Genomic DNA, 21,240 nt, shown 5'->3' on the forward strand with positions numbered 1-21,240 from the left:
AACAAGTGCAGAATGTTTGCGCTTGTTTTTTTGTTTTAGTTTGGAATTTAGCAGATGGGCAGTGCGCAGTATATTGTTAGAATCTGCTGACGCATGCTTGTTTTTTAAAAGAAATCCTGCCTGCTGCTGGGTTGCTTGCAAAATCCGCCCGCCTGCAACCGGCCAGGACACCTGCAAATTCGACAAAGCCGAGGGGACGTCAGTATAGTTTCGCGGATAAAATGGATTTTTCGCGGTTAAATGTTTATTCAAGCCCAAAATCGGCTTTTCGATGCCCTTAAAAATATAAAGAATAGCAATAAGATCCCCTAAATAGTTAATTCTTCAAAAATTTCTCCGGAAAATCGGTCATAATTACTTCAACTCCGGCTTTAGCCAAAAAATCACTTCTCGTTTCATCATTTACGGTATAAACCCGCAATGGAAAGCCGGATTCCCTAGCTTCTCTTCCCAAATCAGACAGAGCAAAGACTTCTTCACAATGAATGCTGTTCACTCCGATGCTTTTCGCAACCTCCTGGGCATCTTCCGGCACACCGGTAATCAGATAGCCAGTTTGCAAGGTTGGATGCAGCTTACGCACTCTTCTCATGCTCTCCGCATTAAAAGATGATAGAATCACCCTTTCCTCCATTCCATAGCGCTGGACGAACTCAATAACTTTTTCCTCCAGTCCGGGATATTCAATCAGATCATTTTTTAATTCAACATTGATCAGCAAATCATTCCCATCCCTGACAGCCCATTGAAAAACCGCATCAAGTTCCGGGATGGTTTCACCGGCGTTAGCAGCAGCAAACCAGCCCCCTGCATCAAGCTGCACAATTTCAGCATAGCTCATGTCCTTTATATAGCCTGAGCCATTCGTGGTCCGATCCACCGTTTCGTCATGAATGACAACCAGATTCCCGTCCTTTGCCATCTGCACATCCAGTTCAATGCCAGCAGCTCCAGCTTCCAATGCAGCCTGGAAAGCCGCCATCGTATTTTCAGGATAATGTCCGCTCACACCCCGATGGGCAAAAATCTTTGTTTCCTTTTTCAATTCAGTTCCCCCTCTTCCATAACTGCCTTTCTATTTCTAGTATTATTCTATGTCTCCACCCCAAAATCATTTTTTCAGCCGGCATAAAGCCCCGCAAGTTTCACTTCGCCGCACAATTCCCTTATAATGAAAACTATGAAACTTCTAACTGCTTAAGACGTATAACACTATAACTATACATATTTGCCAATTATCAAGAAGGAGTGAAATCTGTGGGAGTTCGATTAAGCAAGGGACAAAAAGTGGATTTAACAAAGACTAATCCCGGTTTGCAGGTTGTTGCGGCAGGGTTGGGCTGGGATGTCAGCCACAACCAAGCCCAATATGACCTGGATGCTTCAGCATTTTTAACAGATGCGACCGGAAAAGTCCAAAGTGATAGTGACTTTGTATTCTATAATAATCCTTCAGGCGGGAATGGGTCGATCCTATACAGCAGCGATAACCGGACTGGGGCTGGGGCCGGGGATGATGAACAAATCAGGATTGAATTAAATAAGGTGCCGCAGCATATTCACCGCATTGCTTTTACCATTACCATCCATGATGCCCAGGCAAAAGGCCAAAGCTTTGGACAAGTATCAAATGCTTATGTAAGAATTTTTAATGCTCTTACAAATGAAGAACTTCTGCGCTTCGATCTTGGCCGTGATTTTACCGTTGAAACAGCCATCGTGGCCGCAGAGCTGTACCGCCATAATGGCGAGTGGAAATTCAATGCAATCGCAAGCGGATTCCAGGGCGGATTGGCTGCTCTTTGCGGTAACTTTGGCGTTTCCGTTGACGATGAGCCTGCGCCAAGCCCGCAGCCTGCATACAGCCAAAACCAATACCAGCAGACGAGCAACTTTGGACAGCCTTCCCAGGGATATAACTCTCCTCAGAGCCAGCCAAGTCCATCGTACAGCCAGCCTGCACAGACAGGATTCAATCAGCCTGCCTATAGCCAGCCTTCTTATAATCAAACAGACTATAATAGCCCTGCAGCCCAGCCATCATCATTCGGCAGCCAAACCAGATTCGGGCAGCCAGTGCAAGCCCAACCCTATACAGATGGAAACATTGCCTGCACCCGCTGCGGATCTACTAACATTCGAACGGGACAAAAAGGGTTCGGACTCGGAAAAGCGGCTATCGGCGGACTTATTCTCGGACCTGTCGGCCTTCTTGGCGGCTTTATAGGAAAAAACCAGCTCAAACTTACCTGCAATGCCTGCGGAAATTCCTGGTCTCCCAATCAAACAGACTATGTCCAATGGGCCAATGACCAGAAACGCAGAGCACAGGAATTGTTTACACGCTTCAAGAGCCAGGATGTCATGGATGCCGTTGTCGCCTCATGCGCACTTGTTGGCATGGCTGATGGCAGACTTGATCCTTCTGAACGTGAAAAAATGATTGAATTTGTTAATAGCAGCCAGGAATTAAAAGTATTTGATACACAAAAAGTCATTCAGCAATTCAATATGTTTGTACAGCGAATTGAAATGGATCCGATTATCGGCAGGGCAGAAGCCTTTAAAGCTGTTGGCCGGGTTAGAAACAAGCCAGAAATTGCCCGCCTTGTAGCCCGTTATTGCATCGCGATCGGCTACGCGGATGGCCAATTTGATCAAAATGAAAAACAAGCTGTCACGGAAATCTGCATGGAACTCGGCTTAAATCCACACGAATTCTTATCTTAATATTTGACCTAACGACAGCTCTGCCGGACATCGGCAGAGCTTTTTTTGAAATTATTCCCTCTTCCTCCGAGATATGCCGCATACAAAGTCCTTATGCGGGTATACTCAAAAAGATAAAGCGAAAAGCGCCTTTACCAGCCCAAGCCAAAACATGCGATCACCCTTCTTCGCCCATACTTAAAGCTATTAAGGGAGGTAATATCCTTGAAAGAAAGCTCATCAACCGAACGTTATATGCCTATGACTTCCTCCACGAGCGGAATGATTGTTAATGAGGCAGATGGTGTGTACTGCCTGACAGTGCAGATTGTAAATATTTGTTTTGTACGGGTATCCGAAGAGCCTGGTGATTGGGTACTTGTCGACGCAGGCATGCCAAAGTCAGCTGACAAAATAATAGAAGCTGCCGAGGAGCTTTACGGCGAGAATGCAAAACCGCGGGCTATTATATTAACGCACGGCCATTTTGACCATGTTGGCGCCATTATCGATTTGGTCGAGCGCTGGCAGGTTCCTGTATACGCCCATCCGCTGGAGCTGCCATTTTTAACAGGAAAACAAGATTATCCTAAACCGGATGCCAGTGTAGAAGGCGGATTGGTTGCCAAAATGTCCCCGGCCTTCCCGCACGAAGGCATTGATCTGGGTACCCATGTTCAGTCACTGCCTGAGGATGAAAGCGTTCCGCATATGGCGGGATGGAAATGGATCCACACACCGGGCCATACACCTGGACATGTTTCATTGTTCAGAGAAGCTGACCGCGTCTTAATTGCAGGCGACGCTTTTGTAACCGTGAAACAGGAATCACTTTACAGCGTGCTGACACAGGAGCAGGAAATCAGCGGCCCGCCACGCTATTTAACAACAGATTGGGAAGCAGCCCGCACCTCTGTCCAAAAACTTGAGGCGCTGCAGCCGACTGTTGCAATTACAGGACATGGAGTCCCAATGGCTGCAGGTACATTAAGAGAAAGCCTCGCCAAGCTGGTCAATGAATTTGACGAAATCGCTATCCCGGACCACGGAAAATATGTTGACGGCGAACGCTAAAAGCAAGCAAGGTTCACTTTGAAGAGTGGACCTTGCTTTTTTTTGTGATGTTTAAAAGCATCAAAAAAAGGAAGAGTATAGAAACAGATATTTTAATAGTTCAGGAGGTTAGAGTATGCATCTGGAAAACTTTAAAGACCAGAAAATCCAAATAAAATTCAAAAACTTTCCGAATGACCTGGTAGGCCCCACAACCGGCATTTACCAGCCGGATGAATGGTACCTCGTCAAATTGATCAAAACGGAAAGTATGGGAATCTGGGTCGAAAATCCTTGCTTCAAACGCACAAAAATCCAGGAAGAAGACGGTACAGACATCCCTGAGGAAGAGCAGAAAGAGGAAGATTGTGTGACCCACTTCCTCATCCGCTGGGACTATATCAGCTCTGTCATCACTTTTCCGGATGATAAAACACTCGGTGTCGATAAAAAGGCTAAATTAATAGGCTTCCAGCCTTAAATTTTAACTACCATCTAGGCTTTAAAATTATATAAAAAAGGAAGGCTCCCTCAAAGCCTTCCTTTTTTCATGATAAAATCGCCAGCAGCAAAGGAATCGTTACAATACTTAATAGTGTAGTAACAAGTGTGCTGTATGATACGAGATCTGGCTCTGTATTAAATTGCAATGAAAACATCGTAGTATTAGCAGCAGTGGGCATAGCTGCGAGTATAATCAGAATCTTAGCCAGCATCCCATCGATGGGCAGCAGCATGATCAGCCCAACAGCAACAGCGGGGGCAATTAGCATCTTCATAACAACAATGAGATATAAATTAGCCCGCTTAACCTCTTTTCTTTTAATCGTAGCCAACTGCATACCAAGAACGATCATAATAGTTGGAATTGTTGCATCCGCAATCAGGCTAACCGGCTGCATAAGAAACCCAGGAACAGGAACGGCTGCTAACTGAAACAGTACCCCCGCCATAGCTCCATAAATAATTGGCATCTTTGCAATGGATAGCAGTGATTCCTTGAGGTTATATTCATCACTGCTCCCTATGGCTGCATAATAAATTCCTACCGTATTCATTAAAAAGGATTGAATAACCATCATGATAATAGCATAATCAAATCCGGCAGTTCCAAATGCAAATAAGATAATTGGGGTGCCATAATTACCACTATTCATAAAAACCGCTGATAATATCATAGCGGATAATTTCTTCCTGCTGGCCTTCATCATTTTGCCCCCAGTTTTGACAACCACTATCATCGTCAGACAAAGAAGCACACAAAATATTAGAATATAAAAATACTCTACTGTCAGTTTGTTTTCATAAAAGGTCCGGAATGCAAGGAACGGATACATTAAATAGAGGGCTGTGGAGGAAACCGATTTCCGTTCGAATCCAACGATTTTTTGGCCGATATATCCAACCGTTATTATTAGGAAGGCTGGGATGACTGCCAAAACAAACTCCATATAGGTTCACCAACGTTTCATTTTTTCTTTTCACAGAAGAAAGCATCGGGTTTCCCCAATGCTTACTTAATAGTATACATCATTTTATAAAAACAAAGGGATCAGCAATCCGGACAATAGCAATATTAATGCTCCGCCAAGCCTGGATGAAATTTGCGCGAAAGGCATTAATTCCATTCTTTTTGATGCTGAAAGAACTGCAACATCTCCTGTTCCGCCCATGTTTGCCATACAAAGGCCTGCTGTGATTGCTGCCTCAATTGGATAGAAGCCTACTAATTTACCCAATAAACCAGCACCTAGAATAGCACCCAGCACTACCGCAAAAACAGTAAGAATATACTGAAGGGATAATGCTTGCAGTACTGTATTCAAATCTGTGTAAGCGACCCCGATTCCGAATAAAAGAGCGAACGTCCAGTTGCTAGCTACAAACTGATACCATTGGCTTGCACCATCTACAACACTTTTCGGAATTAGATTAGCAATTTTTGCGGCAGCTACCAAAATAATCATAATGGCATAAGGATGGAGCGGAAGAAAATCGCCCAGCAGAGTTCCAAGTGTGAAAAAGGTTAGTCCTGCTAATAGGCCTGCACCCATTTTTCCAATATTATATTTTGATTCCGTTTTCTCATATTTAAAGCCCTGAATTAATTGGCCATTACCGGTCAAGGATGGGAACCTTTTCCCTATCCTGTCCAGTATACTTGCAAATACAATAGCAAAAACATTTCCTAGCGCAAGAGCTGGAACTAGCATGGAAATATAATAGCTTGGTTCATTCCCAAGAAGTTCGGAATAGATCTGGCTCATAGGTACAGCTCCTGCACCCATGCCTCCGCCCATTATGGGCATCGCAATAACCAGTACTGCATCCTGAAGAGTGAACCCTACCATCAAGCCTACAGCCCCAGTAATAGCAACAGCTCCAATAACAGCTCCCATAATAGGAAGGAAATAACGAAGACCGACTTTTACAAGGATTTTTGAATTCATTCCTAATATACTGCCTGTTATCAACGCAGCAATATAAAAATCAAGGAATCCCCCGTCTTTCATAAAACTGGTGACCGAGGCTGTTATATCTTCCGGAAGGAGTCCGCTATACACCATGTAAGCGGATCCAAAAATAGCGACAATAGCCCCGCCGCCTAAGAACGTTTTTACGATTGGCAGCCTGTCGCCAATCCAGCCAAAAGCTTCACCTAAAACAATCATCACAAGCAAACTTCCAATCATTCCCCCTGGCAGATTGCCTGTATACATGCTCATTAACGTAATAACTGCGAATACGGAAAACCATACAACTGGTATATTGAAAATTTTATAATCCATCAAAGAGTTTACTGGAACTACCTTTTGCTCTTTTACGGGGCGGTCACTTTCCTCTTTTCTCACTGCCTGTACCATCTAATCATCCTCCTTTTTAAAAAAACGGCAAATGTTCAGCTTAAGACACTGAACTTTTGCCCTTCTTTTCTTGAATGGCCATTGCTGACACCGCTTTAGCTACTGCCTGCGGAACTCTAGGATCAAGCGCATTAGGAATAATAAAACTTGCATTCAATTCTTTTTCTGAAATCACATCTGCTATGGCTTGAGCTGCTGCTACCTTCATCTCCACTGTGATATCCTTGGCTTTTGAATCCAAAGCACCTCTGAAAATCCCTGGGAAAGCAAGCAGGTTATTGACCTGGTTCGGGTAATCAGATCTTCCTGTTCCCACAACCGCTGCTCCTGCCTCCAATGCTTCTTCTGGATAAATTTCCGGAATTGGATTGGCCATAGCAAAAATAATCGGGTCGCGATCCATTAATTTTATATTCTCTGCTTTTAATGCTCCCGGTCCCGATACGCCAATGAATACGTCAGTGCCTTTTATGGCATCTTTTAAGTTCCCTTTAACTCTTTTTAAATTGGTTACCTCTGCCATGCTTTCCTGCATTGGGTTCATCCACTTCTCCCCCTTGCAGACGATCCCTTCCAAGCTTACAAGAGTAATATTTTTATAGCCTGCATGCATGAGCAATTTGGCTATAGCTATCCCGGCTGCTCCTGCACCATTAATAACGATTTCAACGGTACGATGCTGTTTGTTTACAACACGAAGAGCATTTATCAGTGCACCCAGCACAACGATGGCGGTTCCATGCTGATCATCATGAAATACCGGAATATCAAGTTCTTCTCTAAGACGGCTTTCAATCTCAAAGCACCTCGGTGCGGAGATATCTTCCAAATTCACACCACCAAATGTAGGGGCAAGCGCCTTAATAATATTGACAATTTCATCGGGATCTTTCGTATCAAGGCAAAGAGGTACAGCATCTATATCAGCAAACTTTTTAAACAAGATGCTTTTTCCTTCCATAACAGGCATTGCCGCTTTTGGTCCGATGTCTCCCAATCCAAGAACAGCCGTACCATCTGTAATGACCGCTACCATATTTCCTCTAGATGTCAGTGAATCAGCCTCACGGGGGTTATCCGCAATTGCTTTGCATACATCCGCAACACCAGGTGTATATACCAAACTTAAATCGGACTCATTTCTGATATCCATTCTGCTTACTACTTCGATTTTACCTCCATGTTTGCGATGAAGATTAATTGCTTCTTGCTTAAGATTTTTTCCGATCATGAGAATAACTCCTATCTGGTAATCGCTTTCATTCTTTATGCCTTCATAATAAAAAAATTGACAGCCCTTTCATATGTTTTGAAACTATACAAATCTTTTTGTAATTAAAAAAAGCGGCATCCGCCGCTTTTTTCTTATTTGTGCTCTGTCAAGCTTGCCTGTTGATTTCCGCTCCAATCAACAAGCTGCCAAAAAAGCAATGAACTTTAACACAGCCTTATTTTGAAATATATACATCAAGCAAATAACTATTTGTTTCTTTAAAAGCATATTGGGAAACAGGTCTCCCAATTCCGTAGGTTAATGATTCCTCCAGCACTCCGACTTCTGTTAAGAATCTCAGATATTTACGAATTGAAACACGTGATATATCTGTCTTCTCAGCAAGCTCATCGGTTGTGAACGGTGTCCTTCCCCATCCTCTAATCGTGCTGACAACTCCCTGCAGTGTTGTTTTAGTCAGTCCCTTAGGTAGAAGCTGGTCTGATTCCCCTGGAGTTTTCTGATCGTTTAGTATGAATTTTTGGTCCAATTCAACCTGGTTAATACTTTGTTTTATTTTTAAAAAATGATATTTATCTTTATAGTTTAATAGTGCCTGCTGAAATCTTTCGAACTCAAACGGTTTAATTAAGTAATCTGCCGCCCCCAGTCTGAGAGCAGTCTGAATTTTTTCAGTATCTGAAGCAGCGGTGATTACAATAACGTCAACTTCAATTCCCTTTTCCCTTACTTTTTTAAGGAGTTCGAGTCCATTCCTCCCAGGCATATAAACATCCAGCAGAATAAGATCCACCTTTTTTTCTTCAATAAACCGCATCCCGTCTGCCACATTATGAACTGTTCCTGAATGGACAAATCCTTCCACTTCTGACAAGTAGCGCTTGTTAAATTCCGCAACCATTAGGTCATCATCAACAATCAGTACCTTAATCATCGTCCTTCCCCCCTGCTCTATAGGGCACCGCAGCCTGAAACACCATCTGCTCTTCATTAAAACAAACCTCTATTGAGCCACCTAGCTTTTCAATACTATGCTTCACTAGATACAGCCCATAGCCTCGGTTTTCCCCCTTTGTAGAAAAGCCTTTTTTAAAGATTTCATCAAGAATGTCGTCTGGGATGCCTGGACCTGAATCCGTTAATTTTATAAAAAGCTGCTGATGCAGATACTTTAAATGCAAATTAATCGTTCTATCATCACATTCGCCAAGCGCTTCTACTGCATTGTCAATTAAATTCCCTATAATAGTAATCAGTTCATGAGTCGTCTCATCTTTATCTGGTTCAGGAATAACCGTTTCGTTTATAATATTCAACTCTACATTCTCTTCCCTGGCGTAGCTTAGTTTCCCCATTAGAAATCCTGCCAGAGCCGGTTCCTTTATATTACGTGTGATGATTCCTGCTTCCTGACTCCGATGGTCAACCAATTTGCTGATAAAACCTGCTAGTTCTTCATGATAGCCCATCCTGACCATTCCCAAAATAACATGCATTTTATTTATGAATTCATGGGACTGTGCACGCAGAGATTCTGCATATGTCCGAACTCCTGTCAGCTGCTCGGCAAGCCTGTTCACTTCTGTTTTATCCCTAAAAGTTGAAATAGCACCAACTACTTGATCATTGACCAATAAAGGTACACGGTTAACAAGTATGGATACTCCATTAATAGTTAATTCCTCGTCAAGCTCTGCCTGGCCCGTCTTAAGGACCCTATCCAGTTTGGTTGATGGCATATAGTCATAAATTTTCATGCCCACAGGATTGCCCGGCAGATTGGCATTCTTAAAGATTCTTAAAGCAGATTTATTAACCAATGTAATTTTAGAGTCCTGATCAACAGCAATAATTCCTTCGTGCACGGATTGAAGCATCGTACTTCGTTCCACCAAAATTTTTGCAATCGCTGATGGCTCCAGTCCCAATAAAATCCGTTTTATATATTTTGCAAGTAAAATGGCGCCTGCCACTCCTGCCAGTATCCCCATTAAGGAGCCCAATATGATATTTTCATGACTTCTTTCCAAAGCATTCTGGACATTTTCGAGAGAGATTCCAACAGCAACAGCTCCAATTTGCTCATTTTCGGTATTATATATAGGTGTGAAAGCTCTAAGTGATTCACCAAGGGTACCTTTGGAAGTCGATATGTACTCTCTGCCTTCAAGAACCACCTTTTCATCGCCTCCAACAAAGCTTTCTCCAATCAAATCTGGATTTGGATGTGACTTTCGAATGCCTTTCATATCCATCACAACAATGAACATCACATCAGTTGCTTCTTGTATCTCCCTTGCATATTCCTGAATTTCGTAAGCAGCCTCCTCATTTTGGAGACCAGCATGTACAATAGTTGATTTAGCTACCGTTCGGGAAACAATTTTAGCTTTCTCCTCTTGACTATCCCGAATGTTTTTACTGACTGAGTTACTTATCAATAAGTCAGTCATAATGAGTGATACAAAAACGACCAAGCATACAAAAAATATAATAATCGTACTTAACTTGAACCGTTGTCTTTCCACATTTCTCACCTCTGGCGCTTAGCAGCATCTGAGTCATATTTATTTATTTTACATGAGTTGTCCGTTAAGGAGAAAAAAATTTTCAATTATGCGAGAAATGCTCCCATTTTTGCTATGATATATTTACCGACTTTTCTAAAAATAATTAACGGAGGCTGGACCATGATAAAAAGAACCTGCATTGTCACGCATGATCTTGAACAATCACAGCTTGACAAAATAAACGAAATCATCCCAGATTGGGAACTCTTCACAGGTAAAGATCCAGAGATCTGGCTGGATTACGTAAAGGAAGCAGAAGTAATTGCCGGCTGGAAAAAGGAGATTGGGGAATATATCCTGGAAGAAAACGCAAAACTCCGCTGGTTCCAATCCTGGAGTGCCGGAGTCGATTCCCTGCCTCTTGCAAAAATGGAATCTAAGGGCATCCAAATCACAAGCGCAAACGGCGTCCATGCCAACCCGATTTCGGAAACAATATTTGCCCTTATGCTTGCACTGACCCGGAAAATCCATACATATGTAAAAAATCAGCAATCAAAAAAATGGCATCATTCCGGCATGAAGCTTGAAATTCACAATAAAACCATCGGCATCATCGGTGTGGGTGCCATTGGCAAAGAGACTGCCAAGATCGCCAAAGCTTTTGGCATGAAGGTTCTTGGTGTTCGCAACTCCGGAAAACCGGAAGAATATGTAGATGAAATGTACACGTCCAGCCAGCTGAACGACGTACTTCCGCAATGTGATTATGTTGCCGTCACCTTGCCGCTTACAAAAGAAACAAGACAATTATTCGGGGCCGAACAATTCTCACTAATGAAGGATACTGCCTTTTTCATTAATATCGGACGCGGTGAAATTGTCGTGGAAAAAGATCTGATTGCTGCACTGCAGAATGGCCAAATTGCCGGTGCAGGCCTTGATGTTTTTGAAAAAGAACCGCTGGGCGGGGATAGCCCGCTTTGGGAGCTTGAAAATGTAATCGTTACTCCTCATACGGCCGGGTCTACAGAGTTCTATAATCAGCGCGTTATCGAGGATATCCTTATCCCCAATTTAAAAAACTATGTAAAAGGAGAAAGACCAGCCATCAACCTGGTCGATTACCGAAAAGGTTATTAACAGACAGGAGCCTTGCATGCTGCAAGGCCTTTTATTTTTTATATGTCACTATATAAAACCCTTCCTTCTCTGACCACTCTGCACAGAAGACATCTTTAATATCGTTGTACCCTGCTTTCTTAATCGAGTCCTTTAGCCACTCGCCATCTTTTCCAGCGAGCCTTAGGCCAGAGTCCACAACTTCTCCTTCATCAATCAATAAAATGGAAGGGTCTATGTCTTCAGTATCCATCCCCATCATTTCAGGAGTAACAGGATCTTCCTTTCGATACTTCATTACACTTAAGCCGCCATTTGTCTCAAGATAGGCATATTTTACTTCGTTCATGCTAAATATACCTCTTTGCCGCAGCATTGTCCGCAGCTGTTCCATTTCAAGATGGTTCTTCTGCATTTCCCTCACATTCAGCTTCCCATCCTTAACAATGATCGATTCGCTTCCTTTTAGAATGGATCTGAAAAAATTGTTCTTTTTGGCGAGGATTTCAATAATATATATGAGGCCAGCCCAAAGAACTGCAGAATAGGCGACTTGCAGCGGTGTCACTTTATTATCATAGATCGTTTCCTCTACAATCCCTCCCAGAACAACAGCATATAAGAAATCAAATGGGGTAACCTGGGATAATTCTTTTTTCCCCAGAAGACGCGTTACAGCTAACAATGATACTAATCCCACTACCATTTTAATTGTAATTGATAAATACATTAAAATTTCCTCCTCTCTCTATAGCCTCTCTATTCCCTTTTAATAGCCTTGAATGCCTTTTTCACCCTTCCACTTTTTTGAAAAAGAAAAAGAAAAAGCAAAGGCAATGGCCCTTGCTTTTACTTAAATATGATGGCTATGACGTTTGCGCCTCTGCCTTATTACCAGCTCATCCAATGCTCCTGAACCAAATAAAACACCCGCGACAATCAGGACAAGTCCCAGCAAATGGTTCACAGTAATCACTTCGCCAAGAATCAGCGCAGAGCCAGCTAAAGAGAAGAACGTGTTCAGATTCAGAAAAATACTGGCTTCTGCAGGTCCGATTTTACTGATGGCCGTGTTATAAACCATATGACCAACAGCGGTTGCCAGAACCGCAGATGCTGCAAATGCGGCCCACACATATGCTGGTGCTTCGGACATGCCCTTCAGCCCGCCAGGTTCCATGAAGCTCCCAAGTGCAAACAAAATCACTCCGCCAAATATCAGCATATAGCCGGTCAGCAGCCGCGGATCAAGTGTTTTCGAAGCCTTGCTGATAACAATAAAGCTAAAGGCTTGTGACAGTATGGATAAAAACACGTAAAAATCACCCTGTGATAAGCTGGAGACCCCTTTTCCTCCTGAAAGTACGATGAACGTAACACCAGCACCCCCAAGCAGGAATCCAAGCACCTGGAGACCTGTAGGCTTATTTCGCAGTATGATAGTAGACAAAATCGCCGTCAGAAGCGGCCCTGCACCTAAAATAAGCCCGCCATTTACTGCACTTGTCTGAGTCAGCCCTATTGCCAAAAGGAGATGATGGCTGACAACGCTGAGAAGGCCTCCGAACACAATAAATTTCATTTCCCTGAAACTCGGCTTTCTCACTTTTCCCATAGCGCCCAATATGATAAATACGCTTAGACCCGCAGCTAGTATCCGCAGGGAAGTAATCGTAACTGGCGGAAAATAGCTGACAAGAATTTTAATAATGCTAACATTCAATCCCCATGTGGCCATAATAAAAGTGAGAATAAAATAAGTTTGCAGGTTTTTCACAATCGATCCTTCTTTCCAAAAATCAACTTTTATAATGCCTTCCATTTTATCACAATTCGATTAAACTTTGGCCTTTTAAAGCTCCATAGAGATTATGTTAGTCTGCATGAAAAAATATCCGGAAGGATAAAATAACCATCAGCGATTGGCAGGGAGGGATCTTATTGACACCCAAGCAGGAGAAATTTTTTCAGAAGCTCGTATCATTGCAAGAGGAACTCGCATCTCAGTCAATGGAGTATTGGAATCTGTACTCGCACCTTGGCACCTGGCAGTTTTGGACCGTAACTGTTTTGCTGGTGGGTCCCTTAATCCTTGTTTTTTTTAAAATTGATCGGGAACATATTTTTCAAATCGGCTTTTTCGGATTCGCTGTACATATTTTATTTGCCTAGTTTGTAAAGTGTAGAATCTGCTAGATTTCCTTGCTTCTTCATATCTTTTCCAATGTGGAGGCAGAATAATTCCCCACCTAAATGATAAATTTCTTTTACTCTTTCGGAATCTCTAACTCCCAATAAATCAATCAATCTTAACTTTTTTATGGTGGTTTTTGGTAGCCTTTAAAGCCTCTATTATTGTACTATTGTCTGAAAAGGCCATCACAGTAATAATGTCCGCCCCTGCATTCAATGCTTGCTCTGCTTCATGTTTACCAGCATCGCATGTTTTCATATCAGCAACGATCGTTTTTACAGGATAAGCAATTTTCATTTTCCTTACAATATTCATTCCATATTCTTTAATAACTCCCGTTCCAACTTCTATCCAATCGATATTCTCGTATGTTTCGTCTACCAATTGGAAACATTCCTCCTCGGTAAGACGGTCAAGTGCCAACTGTATTTTCACTTCAATCTCCTTTTTGAAAAATTCTTATGGAATTAAAGAGCCACAGGATGTCCCCGTGGCCGATTTTTTTAATATTAAACTCCTGAATATGCCATAAAACCCCCGTCAACTGGCACAGTAACACCTGTTACAAACCCTGAGTATTCCTCGTCAGCCAGCCACAGTAACACACCAAGCAAATCTTTTGGCTGTCCAAATCTTTTCATAGGTGTATGGGCTATAATCTTTTCGGATCTGGCCGTATATGAACCTTCTTCATTTAATAGTAAATTGCGGTTCTGTGTAGTTAAAAAGAAACCTGGTGCAATTGCATTTACACGCAATCCAGTTTCTGCAAAGTGTACAGCCATCCACATTGTAAAGTTGTTGATTGCTGATTTAGCTGCACTATATGCAGGAACTTTAGTCATTGGTGAGTATGAACTCATTGATGATATGTTTATAATAATTGGGGACTCTTGCTTTAACAATTCCTTACCAAACACTTGGCTAGCTAAAAATGTTCCTGTAAAATTACTGGCGAATACTTGAGAGAATCCTTTTTCATCCATGTCAAAGAATGATTTTTCTTGAGATTCCCCATTATATGTTTCTACTGAGGTAATAGCATCTGGATGATTTCCGCCGGCTCCATTAATTAAAATATCAACATGTCCGAAATTCTTAATCACTTCTTCCCTTGCCTTTTCCAAAGATTTGCGATCAAGAACATCGGCAGCAACCGCAATAGCTGTTCCACCAGCTTTTTCTATTTCTTCCGACACAGCGGCTCCCTTTTCTGCTGTTCGATTAAGGATTGCCACTTTTACCCTATGTCTTGAAAGCTCCCGAGCCATTTCAGAGCATAATACTCCGCTTCCCCCTGTAATGACAGCTGTTTTTCCTTCTAAGTTTTCATGAATTGGAAACATTAACATTCTCCTTGTTTATTAGATTGATAGGCATCCCATAATCCGTGAAGATACATGATCCCAAGAGCCCGGTCATATAATCCGTATCCCGGCCTGCAGTCTTCACCCCAAAGATGCCGACCGTGGTCAGGACGTACGTAACCCTCAAATTGAACCTCGGATAACTCTTTGACGACCCCTTTAATATTGATTGAACCATCTGCTGTTAAATGAGAAGTTTCAATGAAATCACCATTTCCAAAAATCTTCACATTTCGGATATGTGCAAATGGTGATCTTTCTGCAAATTTGCTTGCCAGGTCAACCATATCATTTTGCGGATTAGCTCCTAATGAACCCGTACAAAATGTAATGCCGTTGGTAGGAGAATCAGAAATAGAAAGGAGTTTCTGCAGACTCTCTTCTCCCGTCATGATTCGCGGTAAGCCAAAAATGGACCAAGGCGGATCATCCGGATGGATAGCCATCTTGATGCCGGCTTCTTCTGCCACTGGCAGAATTTCCTGTAAGAAATAGCGCAGATTGTCCCATAAGTCCTCTGCACTTACATCCTTATACGCTGCAAATAACTCTTTAATCCGGGACATTTTCTCGGGCTCCCAGCCAGGAAGAGTCAGATCAGAAGCCTCTGAAACCGTTTTTATTAATTCTTGCGGATCAAGATTTTCCACCTTATTCTTTTCATAGAATAATGCCGTTGAGCCATCTGGCAGTGCGCGGTATAAGTCGGTTCGCGTCCAATCAAAGATAGGCATGAAATTATAGCAAATAACCTTAACCCCAAATGCCCCCAGATTACGAATCGTTTCCTTATAATTACCTATATATAAGTCACGTTCATGATTTCCCAATTTGATAGATTCATGTATATTAACACTCTCTACCACATCTGCATGAAATCCAGAGGACTTTATATACTCAACTTCAGACTTAATTTCGTCTTTTTCCCAAATCTCCCCGACTGGTTTTCGGTGAAGAGCCCATACGATTCCTTTTACACCAGGAATCTGTTTCACTTGTTCAAGTGTAACAGTATCATTACCTCTTCCATACCAGCGAAAGGTCATATTCATATTCCCTTGCCTCCATTAACCGCTTCGACGTATTTTTCACAAAGTACTTTTACAGATTCTTTACCGCCAGCTCTGTATGCCTTATTTAAATCACTTCCAATGCCGGCTGCGACCGCACCAGCTTCAATCCATGCTCGAATATTTTCTGAATTTACCCCTCCAGTGGGCATGATGCGCACATGAGGCAAGGGGCCATTGACTGCGCCAATAAATGACGGATCAAAACGATTTGCCGGGAACAATTTTACAATGTCACAGCCATATTCGAGAGCTGACATTATTTCAGTAATCGTCATGCATCCAGGCAGATATGGAATGCTGTAGCGATTGCAAAGCAAGGCAATATCTTTATTAAAATGCGGACTTACAATAAATTCGGCACCATTTAAAATGGCATGACGGGCTGTTTCCGGATCCAGCACTGTCCCTGCACCGATTACACTATCCGATCCTCTTAAAGACTGAAACACTTTTTCCGCTTCAGGTGTAGTATAAGTCACTTCGATTGCACGAAATCCGCCAGCCACAGCTGCTTCAGAAATATCAATCGCTTCATCAGGTGTTTTTCCGCGGACAACTGCAACCACTTTCGATTTCACTATTTGGTTAAGCTTATCTATTTTTAAGTTCATCTAATCTCCCCTTAATCGAAAACAATGACTGCTTTACGAACTTGTTCCGGATTTTTCTCTACATATTGGAATGCTTCCTGAACTTTACTAATCGAGAACTGATGGGTGATAAAACCGTTTGATTGAAGCTTTCCTTCATTCAGCAAAGAAACAACCTTTTCAAATTGGTTTGTCTGAAGCCGCGAACCGACAATGGTTACTTCCTTTTTAGTGATTGGAAGCTGCGGAATGGAAGATGGCCGTTCATCAAATCCCAGCACAACTACCGTGCCTGCCGGCGAAACAAGGTTAACCCCCATCTCAACGGTAGAAGGCAGACATACCGCATCGATGACAACATTGGGCCCTTCGCCATCTGTTAATTCCAATATCCGATCTTCCACTGATTCTTCCGATGCATGAATGACTTCATCAGCTCCATTTTCCTTTGCAAATGCTAGGCGCTCTTGCTTCAAATCACTGATAATTACTCTTGCTCCCTGCAGCTTCGCCATTTTTAAAATGCATATGCCGATCGGTCCGCTTCCCTGGATAAATACAGTATCTCCTTTTTCAACGGCCCCGCGCCACACAGCCTGAGCTCCGATAGTATAGGGTTCAGCCAATACGGCTTCATCCCATTCTAAAGATGAATTCACAACATGAAGCTGTTTTTCAGGCAGGACAAAGAATTCCCGTAAGCCTCCATCTTCATGAACACCAAAAACAGATAAAGACTTACATACATTCGGACGTCCTTTTCGGCATGCATAGCACTCTCGGCAATAGCGGATTGGCTCCACTACAACATGGTCACCCGGCTTAATTCCTGAAACATTTGACCCCACTTCAATGACTTCACCTGCTACTTCATGGCCAACAATTCTCGGATAGGTGGCAAGTGGATTTGTACCATGGTAAATATGCATATCAGAACCGCATATTCCCATCCTTTTAACTTTCACCAGAACTTCATCCGGACTGCTGATAGCTGGTTTTTCTATCTCTATGACTTCCATTTCCATTGCTCTTGGAATTTGAACTGCTTTCATTTTTCTGCCCCCTATTCAAATAAACTTGGAAGAAACAGTGAGATTTGCGGCACAAAAGCCACAAGCATTAAGACAGCCAGACTGACACCTAAGAACGGCAGTAATTCTTTTGCTGTTTTTCCAATTGAGATTTTACCAATTTGTGATGCTACGAATAGGCATACACCCACCGGAGGAGTTACAAGGCCAATAACAAGGTTCAGTACCATCATGACTCCAAATTGCACCGGATCCATACCGATAGATGCCGCTACCGGCAATAACACCGGGAATAATATGACTAGAGCAGCGATCGTTTCCATGAACGTTCCAACAAACAATAACAGCAAGTTAATCAATAAAATAACGACAATTGGGTTTGATGATATCCCAAGAATTGTATCTGCAACCATTTGAGGAATTTGCTCACTTACCATTATCCAGCCAAATAGGTTGGCAAATCCTACGAGAAGCATGATAGAAGCAGTACCTGTCATGGAAGAAAGCATAATTTCCGGGATTTTTTTAATCGGAAGTTCTTTATAAACGAAAATCCCAATGACAAAGGCATACAATACCGCAATGACAGAAGCTTCAGTCGGTGTGAAGTAGCCTCCAAGAATTCCATACAAAATAATGACTGTCATAAATAGTGCCCAGAATGCCCCAGTAAAGCTTTTCCATATTTCCTTTAAAGACTTTCTTTCACCTTTGGGATAATTTCTCTTAACTGAAATGATATAGGTGGGTATCATTAAACCAACGCCAAGTAATAAACCTGGAAGAGCACCAGCCAAAAACAAGTCACCAATTGATACCGACGCAAGTGTTCCGACGATAATCATTGGAAGAGACGGAGGAATAATAGGGCCAACCGTTGATGAAGATGCCGTTACAGCAGCAGAGAAACCTGCTCCGTACCCTTCTTTTTTCATCGCAGGAATGAGAATAGCTCCTATACTGGCTGTATCTGCCAATGCTGTACCTGAAATACCTGCGAACCCCATCGAAGAGCCTACATTTGCTAAGCCAAGACCCCCGCGGATATGCCCAAAGCAATTATTTGCAAACTGAATGATGCGATCTGTAATACCCCCCGCGTTCATTAAGTTTCCTGCAAGAATAAATCCAGGAATACAAAGCAAAACGAAGGAGTTTAGCCCTCCAAACATTTTTTGGGGAATGATATTTAACGGAATATCAGCCAAAATCAAATAAAATAGCGAAGACAGGCCAAGACTGAACGCAACTGGCACGCCCAGGAATATTAAAATTATGAAAGAGAAAAAGAGAATGGCTGCCATCAAAGTTCTCCACCGCCCATTTGTGAATTAAAATCCTCTTCATTTCGAATCAGTCTAATGATTTTTACGATTGAATACAGCAATAAAAACAAACTCATAATCAAAATTGCAGCATGAATTGCCGACATTTGGAATGGCATGGTGGCGGAAGTCTGAGTTTTTCCCAGCTGTATAAAGAACCACCCTTCCTTCACTAATACTGCGCTCAAAGCAAAAATCAGTATGTAGATGCCGATTTCATAAAAGCGGCGAAAGCCATGTGACATCCTGGTGAGGATTATGTCAACATTTATGAACTCGCCTCTTAATAATGCAAGCGGTGCCCCAAAACAAATGGCATATATAAACAAATAACGTGTAAGCTCTTCCGTCCAGATCGCTGTATACGGAAGATAACGAGACATGATTTGAATGGTAACCACAATAATAACCCCAGAAAAACTAAAAACGGTCAAAAAGGCTAATAAGCGGTCAAGCCAAATTCGGATTTTCATCGTTTCATTCCTTCCCTTAATTAAAGGCACTGCTGGCAGAATCTTCAGCGGTGCCTTTAATTTGATCCAATTAAACTATTACTTCACTTCTAGAATTGTTTCATATAGATCATACTGTTCAGGCTTGAGGCTATCTTTGATCGCAGGCTGCATTTTTTCACGGAAGGCATCCTGATCAACATCGACAAACTCCATTCCTTCACTTTCCAGCTCAGACTCTATCTTTGAAATTTCTTCATCATAAAGTTTCTCTCCAAATGCTTGTGCTTCTGCAGCTGCTTCAGTTACAGCTTTTTTCTGTTCATCATTAAGGGCCTCAAACTGTTTGTTGCCAACTAGAATATAAATCCAGGAATATACATGCTCTGTACGATTCACATATTTTTGTACTTCATACAATCCACCGCTCTGAATTAAGTCCACAGGGTTTTCCTGTCCTTTGATAACTCCTTGCTGTAAGCCAGTGAATACTTCATTGAAGTCCATAACCTGCGGTTTAGCACCTGCTTCTTCCCAAACCTTCAGGAACAGTGGAACATTTGGCACACGCATTGAAAAACCTTTTAAATCTGATGGTGACTCAATAGGCTCACTTGAAGTTAAATTACGCGGAGCACGTGTATGATAATACAAAGGAGTCAATCCAACTTTTTCAGTGATTTCCTTTTCAATCTCTTCACCGATTTCCCCTTCTACAACCTTTTTCACATGGTCAAGATCGCGGAAGGCATACGGAACTGCCATCAAAGCAGCTTTAGGCGCCCAGTTTTGCATGGTTTCACCGGAAATGACCATGTCAGCGGTACCCGCCTTAATCGCATTAATTGTATCCGTTTCTCCGCCAAGAGAGTTATTAGGGAAAATTTGAATTTCAATTTGACCGTCTGTTTTTTCACTAACTAGATCTGCAAATTCCTCAGCTGTTTTATGCCAAATATGATTTTCATCTGCCAAGTGGCCAAACTTCCACTTGATTACCTCTCCTTCTTGCTTCTCTCCGCTTGCACCATTTGAACCGCCTGAACCACAAGCACTAAGCATCAATGTCGCTGCTAAAACACCAGATAACCACTTTATTTTCATTGTTTTTCTCCCCTTTTTACTATAGATTTAGTTTGTTAAAAACTGATGTACCGTTGAAGCAATCGTTATCCCTTTTCCAAGGTTTCTTTCTTCATTCGAATTTCTTTCTGATAAACTATCAATAATCGCTGCATCTAAAATAAGATGTGCAGCTTGATCAAACTGATTCCCAAGCGGCTGAATCGTATCCGGTTCACCTGAAAGACGGTATTTCGTTGCCGCAGGTATGTGCATTCCTCCGGTAAAGCACGGTTGATTGATAGCTTCTTTATTAGTCGTTATCAGAAATACTTTTGCCCCTGATTTGGAGGCGTTTTCAGAAAAACTTATTGTTTGCCCTGTTTTGGCTGATCCAGACAAGACTATTAATATATCATTCTCTTGAATTGCCGGGGTGGTAGTTTCCCCCAATACATAGACAGTCTTCCCGCTATGCATAAGACGTATGGCAATGGCCTTCACAACCAGTCCTGAACGCCCTTCACCTGTAAAGAAAAAACGTTTATCTTCCTTTAAAAGCTTAACAAACGATTCATAGTCTTCAGGAACGACATTCGAGCAAACTGCCTTCATTTCTTCAAGAACTTTAAGTACAGTATTCATTGCCCACCT

22 protein-coding genes are annotated in these 21,240 nt (G+C 42.2%); 5 read left to right on the top strand and 17 right to left on the bottom strand.

The window, feature by feature from the left end:
* Positions 1-316: 316 nt before the first annotated feature.
* Positions 317-1,045 carry a glycerophosphodiester phosphodiesterase gene (locus tag DFO73_RS22970; protein ID WP_110067030.1) on the bottom strand — a complete coding sequence of 243 codons (729 nt, stop codon included), beginning with the start codon at positions 1,043-1,045 and terminating at the stop codon, positions 317-319.
* Between the two features lie 212 nt (positions 1,046-1,257).
* On the opposite strand from DFO73_RS22970, the gene DFO73_RS29685 reads away from it, so the two are divergent.
* The 3 genes from DFO73_RS29685 to DFO73_RS22985 all read left to right on the top strand — a co-directional run bounded on the left by DFO73_RS29685 (position 1,258) and on the right by DFO73_RS22985 (position 4,243).
* Positions 1,258-2,730 carry a TerD family protein gene (locus DFO73_RS29685; protein WP_110067031.1) on the top strand — a complete coding sequence of 491 codons (1,473 nt, stop codon included), beginning with the start codon at positions 1,258-1,260 and terminating at the stop codon, positions 2,728-2,730.
* Positions 2,731-2,964: 234 nt separating this feature from the next.
* On the top strand, positions 2,965-3,783 hold the full coding sequence (locus tag DFO73_RS22980; RefSeq protein WP_181396111.1) for an MBL fold metallo-hydrolase: 819 nt from the start codon (positions 2,965-2,967) through the stop codon (positions 3,781-3,783).
* Between the two features lie 115 nt (positions 3,784-3,898).
* The gene (locus DFO73_RS22985; protein ID WP_110067033.1) at positions 3,899-4,243 is read left to right on the top strand and encodes a hypothetical protein; all 345 of its coding nucleotides are present in this window, start codon (positions 3,899-3,901) and stop codon (positions 4,241-4,243) included.
* Between the two features lie 67 nt (positions 4,244-4,310).
* Here the strand turns inward: DFO73_RS22985 and DFO73_RS22990 are convergent, their stop codons facing one another.
* The 5 genes from DFO73_RS22990 to dcuS all read right to left on the bottom strand — a co-directional run bounded on the left by DFO73_RS22990 (position 4,311) and on the right by dcuS (position 10,388).
* The gene (locus DFO73_RS22990; protein ID WP_110067034.1) at positions 4,311-5,213 is read right to left on the bottom strand and encodes an AEC family transporter; all 903 of its coding nucleotides are present in this window, start codon (positions 5,211-5,213) and stop codon (positions 4,311-4,313) included.
* Between the two features lie 84 nt (positions 5,214-5,297).
* Positions 5,298-6,626, bottom strand: coding sequence for a 2-hydroxycarboxylate transporter family protein (locus DFO73_RS22995; protein ID WP_219993448.1), 1,329 nt, complete (start codon positions 6,624-6,626; stop codon positions 5,298-5,300).
* A 40-nt stretch (positions 6,627-6,666) separates the two neighbouring features.
* Positions 6,667-7,857: an NAD(P)-dependent malic enzyme gene (locus DFO73_RS23000; protein WP_110067035.1), complete on the bottom strand. Its 1,191-nt coding sequence runs from the start codon at positions 7,855-7,857 to the stop codon at positions 6,667-6,669.
* A 217-nt stretch (positions 7,858-8,074) separates the two neighbouring features.
* Complete coding sequence (locus DFO73_RS23005) at positions 8,075-8,794, bottom strand: response regulator (protein ID WP_110067036.1); 720 nt, start codon at positions 8,792-8,794, stop codon at positions 8,075-8,077.
* Positions 8,787-10,388, bottom strand: a complete 1,602-nt coding sequence (gene dcuS, locus DFO73_RS23010; RefSeq protein ID WP_110067037.1) for a DcuS/MalK family sensor histidine kinase — start codon at positions 10,386-10,388, stop codon at positions 8,787-8,789. Before dcuS ends, DFO73_RS23005 begins: the two co-directional genes overlap by 8 nt.
* Before the next feature lie 162 nt (positions 10,389-10,550).
* Here dcuS and DFO73_RS23015 point away from each other — a divergent pair, with 162 nt between their 5' ends.
* Positions 10,551-11,513: a D-2-hydroxyacid dehydrogenase gene (locus tag DFO73_RS23015; protein ID WP_110067038.1), complete on the top strand. Its 963-nt coding sequence runs from the start codon at positions 10,551-10,553 to the stop codon at positions 11,511-11,513.
* Positions 11,514-11,544: 31 nt separating this feature from the next.
* Here the strand turns inward: DFO73_RS23015 and DFO73_RS23020 are convergent, their stop codons facing one another.
* Positions 11,545-12,222: a DUF421 domain-containing protein gene (locus DFO73_RS23020; RefSeq protein ID WP_110067039.1), complete on the bottom strand. Its 678-nt coding sequence runs from the start codon at positions 12,220-12,222 to the stop codon at positions 11,545-11,547.
* A 123-nt stretch (positions 12,223-12,345) separates the two neighbouring features.
* A complete protein-coding gene (locus DFO73_RS23025) occupies positions 12,346-13,269 on the bottom strand; it encodes a DMT family transporter (RefSeq protein ID WP_258309708.1) in 924 nt (307 codons plus the stop codon).
* Between the two features lie 164 nt (positions 13,270-13,433).
* Here DFO73_RS23025 and DFO73_RS23030 point away from each other — a divergent pair, with 164 nt between their 5' ends.
* Positions 13,434-13,664 (top strand): hypothetical protein, encoded by a 231-nt coding sequence (locus DFO73_RS23030; RefSeq protein ID WP_110067041.1) that lies wholly within the window; start codon positions 13,434-13,436, stop codon positions 13,662-13,664.
* Between the two features lie 127 nt (positions 13,665-13,791).
* Here DFO73_RS23030 and DFO73_RS23035 read toward each other — a convergent pair whose 3' ends face one another.
* The 9 genes from DFO73_RS23035 to hxlB all read right to left on the bottom strand — a co-directional run bounded on the left by DFO73_RS23035 (position 13,792) and on the right by hxlB (position 21,231).
* Positions 13,792-14,121, bottom strand: a complete 330-nt coding sequence (locus DFO73_RS23035) for an orotidine 5'-phosphate decarboxylase / HUMPS family protein (protein ID WP_258309709.1) — start codon at positions 14,119-14,121, stop codon at positions 13,792-13,794.
* A gap of 74 nt (positions 14,122-14,195) precedes the next feature.
* Positions 14,196-15,032 (bottom strand): SDR family oxidoreductase, encoded by an 837-nt coding sequence (locus tag DFO73_RS23040; protein ID WP_110067042.1) that lies wholly within the window; start codon positions 15,030-15,032, stop codon positions 14,196-14,198.
* Positions 15,032-16,105 carry a mannonate dehydratase gene (gene uxuA, locus DFO73_RS23045; protein ID WP_110067043.1) on the bottom strand — a complete coding sequence of 358 codons (1,074 nt, stop codon included), beginning with the start codon at positions 16,103-16,105 and terminating at the stop codon, positions 15,032-15,034. Before uxuA ends, DFO73_RS23040 begins: the two co-directional genes overlap by 1 nt.
* The gene (locus tag DFO73_RS23050) at positions 16,102-16,737 is read right to left on the bottom strand and encodes a bifunctional 2-keto-4-hydroxyglutarate aldolase/2-keto-3-deoxy-6-phosphogluconate aldolase (RefSeq protein WP_110067044.1); all 636 of its coding nucleotides are present in this window, start codon (positions 16,735-16,737) and stop codon (positions 16,102-16,104) included. The genes uxuA and DFO73_RS23050 overlap by 4 nt, the downstream gene beginning before the upstream one ends.
* A gap of 11 nt (positions 16,738-16,748) precedes the next feature.
* Positions 16,749-17,768 carry a zinc-binding alcohol dehydrogenase family protein gene (locus tag DFO73_RS23055; protein ID WP_110067045.1) on the bottom strand — a complete coding sequence of 340 codons (1,020 nt, stop codon included), beginning with the start codon at positions 17,766-17,768 and terminating at the stop codon, positions 16,749-16,751.
* An 11-nt stretch (positions 17,769-17,779) separates the two neighbouring features.
* Positions 17,780-19,054, bottom strand: a complete 1,275-nt coding sequence (locus DFO73_RS23060; RefSeq protein WP_110067046.1) for a TRAP transporter large permease — start codon at positions 19,052-19,054, stop codon at positions 17,780-17,782.
* Positions 19,051-19,545, bottom strand: coding sequence for a TRAP transporter small permease (locus DFO73_RS23065; RefSeq protein WP_110067047.1), 495 nt, complete (start codon positions 19,543-19,545; stop codon positions 19,051-19,053). The genes DFO73_RS23060 and DFO73_RS23065 overlap by 4 nt, the downstream gene beginning before the upstream one ends.
* A gap of 78 nt (positions 19,546-19,623) precedes the next feature.
* Complete coding sequence (locus DFO73_RS23070) at positions 19,624-20,628, bottom strand: TRAP transporter substrate-binding protein (protein WP_110067048.1); 1,005 nt, start codon at positions 20,626-20,628, stop codon at positions 19,624-19,626.
* 27 nt (positions 20,629-20,655) lie between these two features.
* Positions 20,656-21,231: a 6-phospho-3-hexuloisomerase gene (gene hxlB / locus DFO73_RS23075; RefSeq protein WP_110067049.1), complete on the bottom strand. Its 576-nt coding sequence runs from the start codon at positions 21,229-21,231 to the stop codon at positions 20,656-20,658.
* Positions 21,232-21,240: the final 9 nt, after the last annotated feature.

This window comes from Cytobacillus oceanisediminis (genome assembly GCF_003182355.1).
GTDB lineage: Bacteria > Bacillota > Bacilli > Bacillales > Cytobacillaceae > Cytobacillus > Cytobacillus oceanisediminis_A.

Bases quoted from the DNA above. Each gene is read 5' to 3' on its own strand.
- DFO73_RS22980 (WP_181396111.1), top strand. From the start codon at position 2,965: ATGCCTATGACTTCCTCCACGAGCGGAATGATTGTTAATGAGGCAGAT.
- DFO73_RS22985 (WP_110067033.1), top strand. From the start codon at position 3,899: ATGCATCTGGAAAACTTTAAAGACCAGAAAATCCAAATAAAATTCAAA.
- DFO73_RS22990 (WP_110067034.1), bottom strand. From the start codon at position 5,213: ATGGAGTTTGTTTTGGCAGTCATCCCAGCCTTCCTAATAATAACGGTT.
- DFO73_RS22995 (WP_219993448.1), bottom strand. From the start codon at position 6,626: ATGGTACAGGCAGTGAGAAAAGAGGAAAGTGACCGCCCCGTAAAAGAG.
- DFO73_RS23000 (WP_110067035.1), bottom strand. From the start codon at position 7,857: ATGATCGGAAAAAATCTTAAGCAAGAAGCAATTAATCTTCATCGCAAA.
- DFO73_RS23005 (WP_110067036.1), bottom strand. From the start codon at position 8,794: ATGATTAAGGTACTGATTGTTGATGATGACCTAATGGTTGCGGAATTT.
- DFO73_RS23015 (WP_110067038.1), top strand. From the start codon at position 10,551: ATGATAAAAAGAACCTGCATTGTCACGCATGATCTTGAACAATCACAG.
- DFO73_RS23020 (WP_110067039.1), bottom strand. From the start codon at position 12,222: ATGTATTTATCAATTACAATTAAAATGGTAGTGGGATTAGTATCATTG.
- DFO73_RS23040 (WP_110067042.1), bottom strand. From the start codon at position 15,032: ATGTTTCCAATTCATGAAAACTTAGAAGGAAAAACAGCTGTCATTACA.
- uxuA (WP_110067043.1), bottom strand. From the start codon at position 16,105: ATGAATATGACCTTTCGCTGGTATGGAAGAGGTAATGATACTGTTACA.
- DFO73_RS23050 (WP_110067044.1), bottom strand. From the start codon at position 16,737: ATGAACTTAAAAATAGATAAGCTTAACCAAATAGTGAAATCGAAAGTG.
- DFO73_RS23055 (WP_110067045.1), bottom strand. From the start codon at position 17,768: ATGAAAGCAGTTCAAATTCCAAGAGCAATGGAAATGGAAGTCATAGAG.
- DFO73_RS23065 (WP_110067047.1), bottom strand. From the start codon at position 19,545: ATGAAAATCCGAATTTGGCTTGACCGCTTATTAGCCTTTTTGACCGTT.
- DFO73_RS23070 (WP_110067048.1), bottom strand. From the start codon at position 20,628: ATGAAAATAAAGTGGTTATCTGGTGTTTTAGCAGCGACATTGATGCTT.
- hxlB (WP_110067049.1), bottom strand. From the start codon at position 21,231: ATGAATACTGTACTTAAAGTTCTTGAAGAAATGAAGGCAGTTTGCTCG.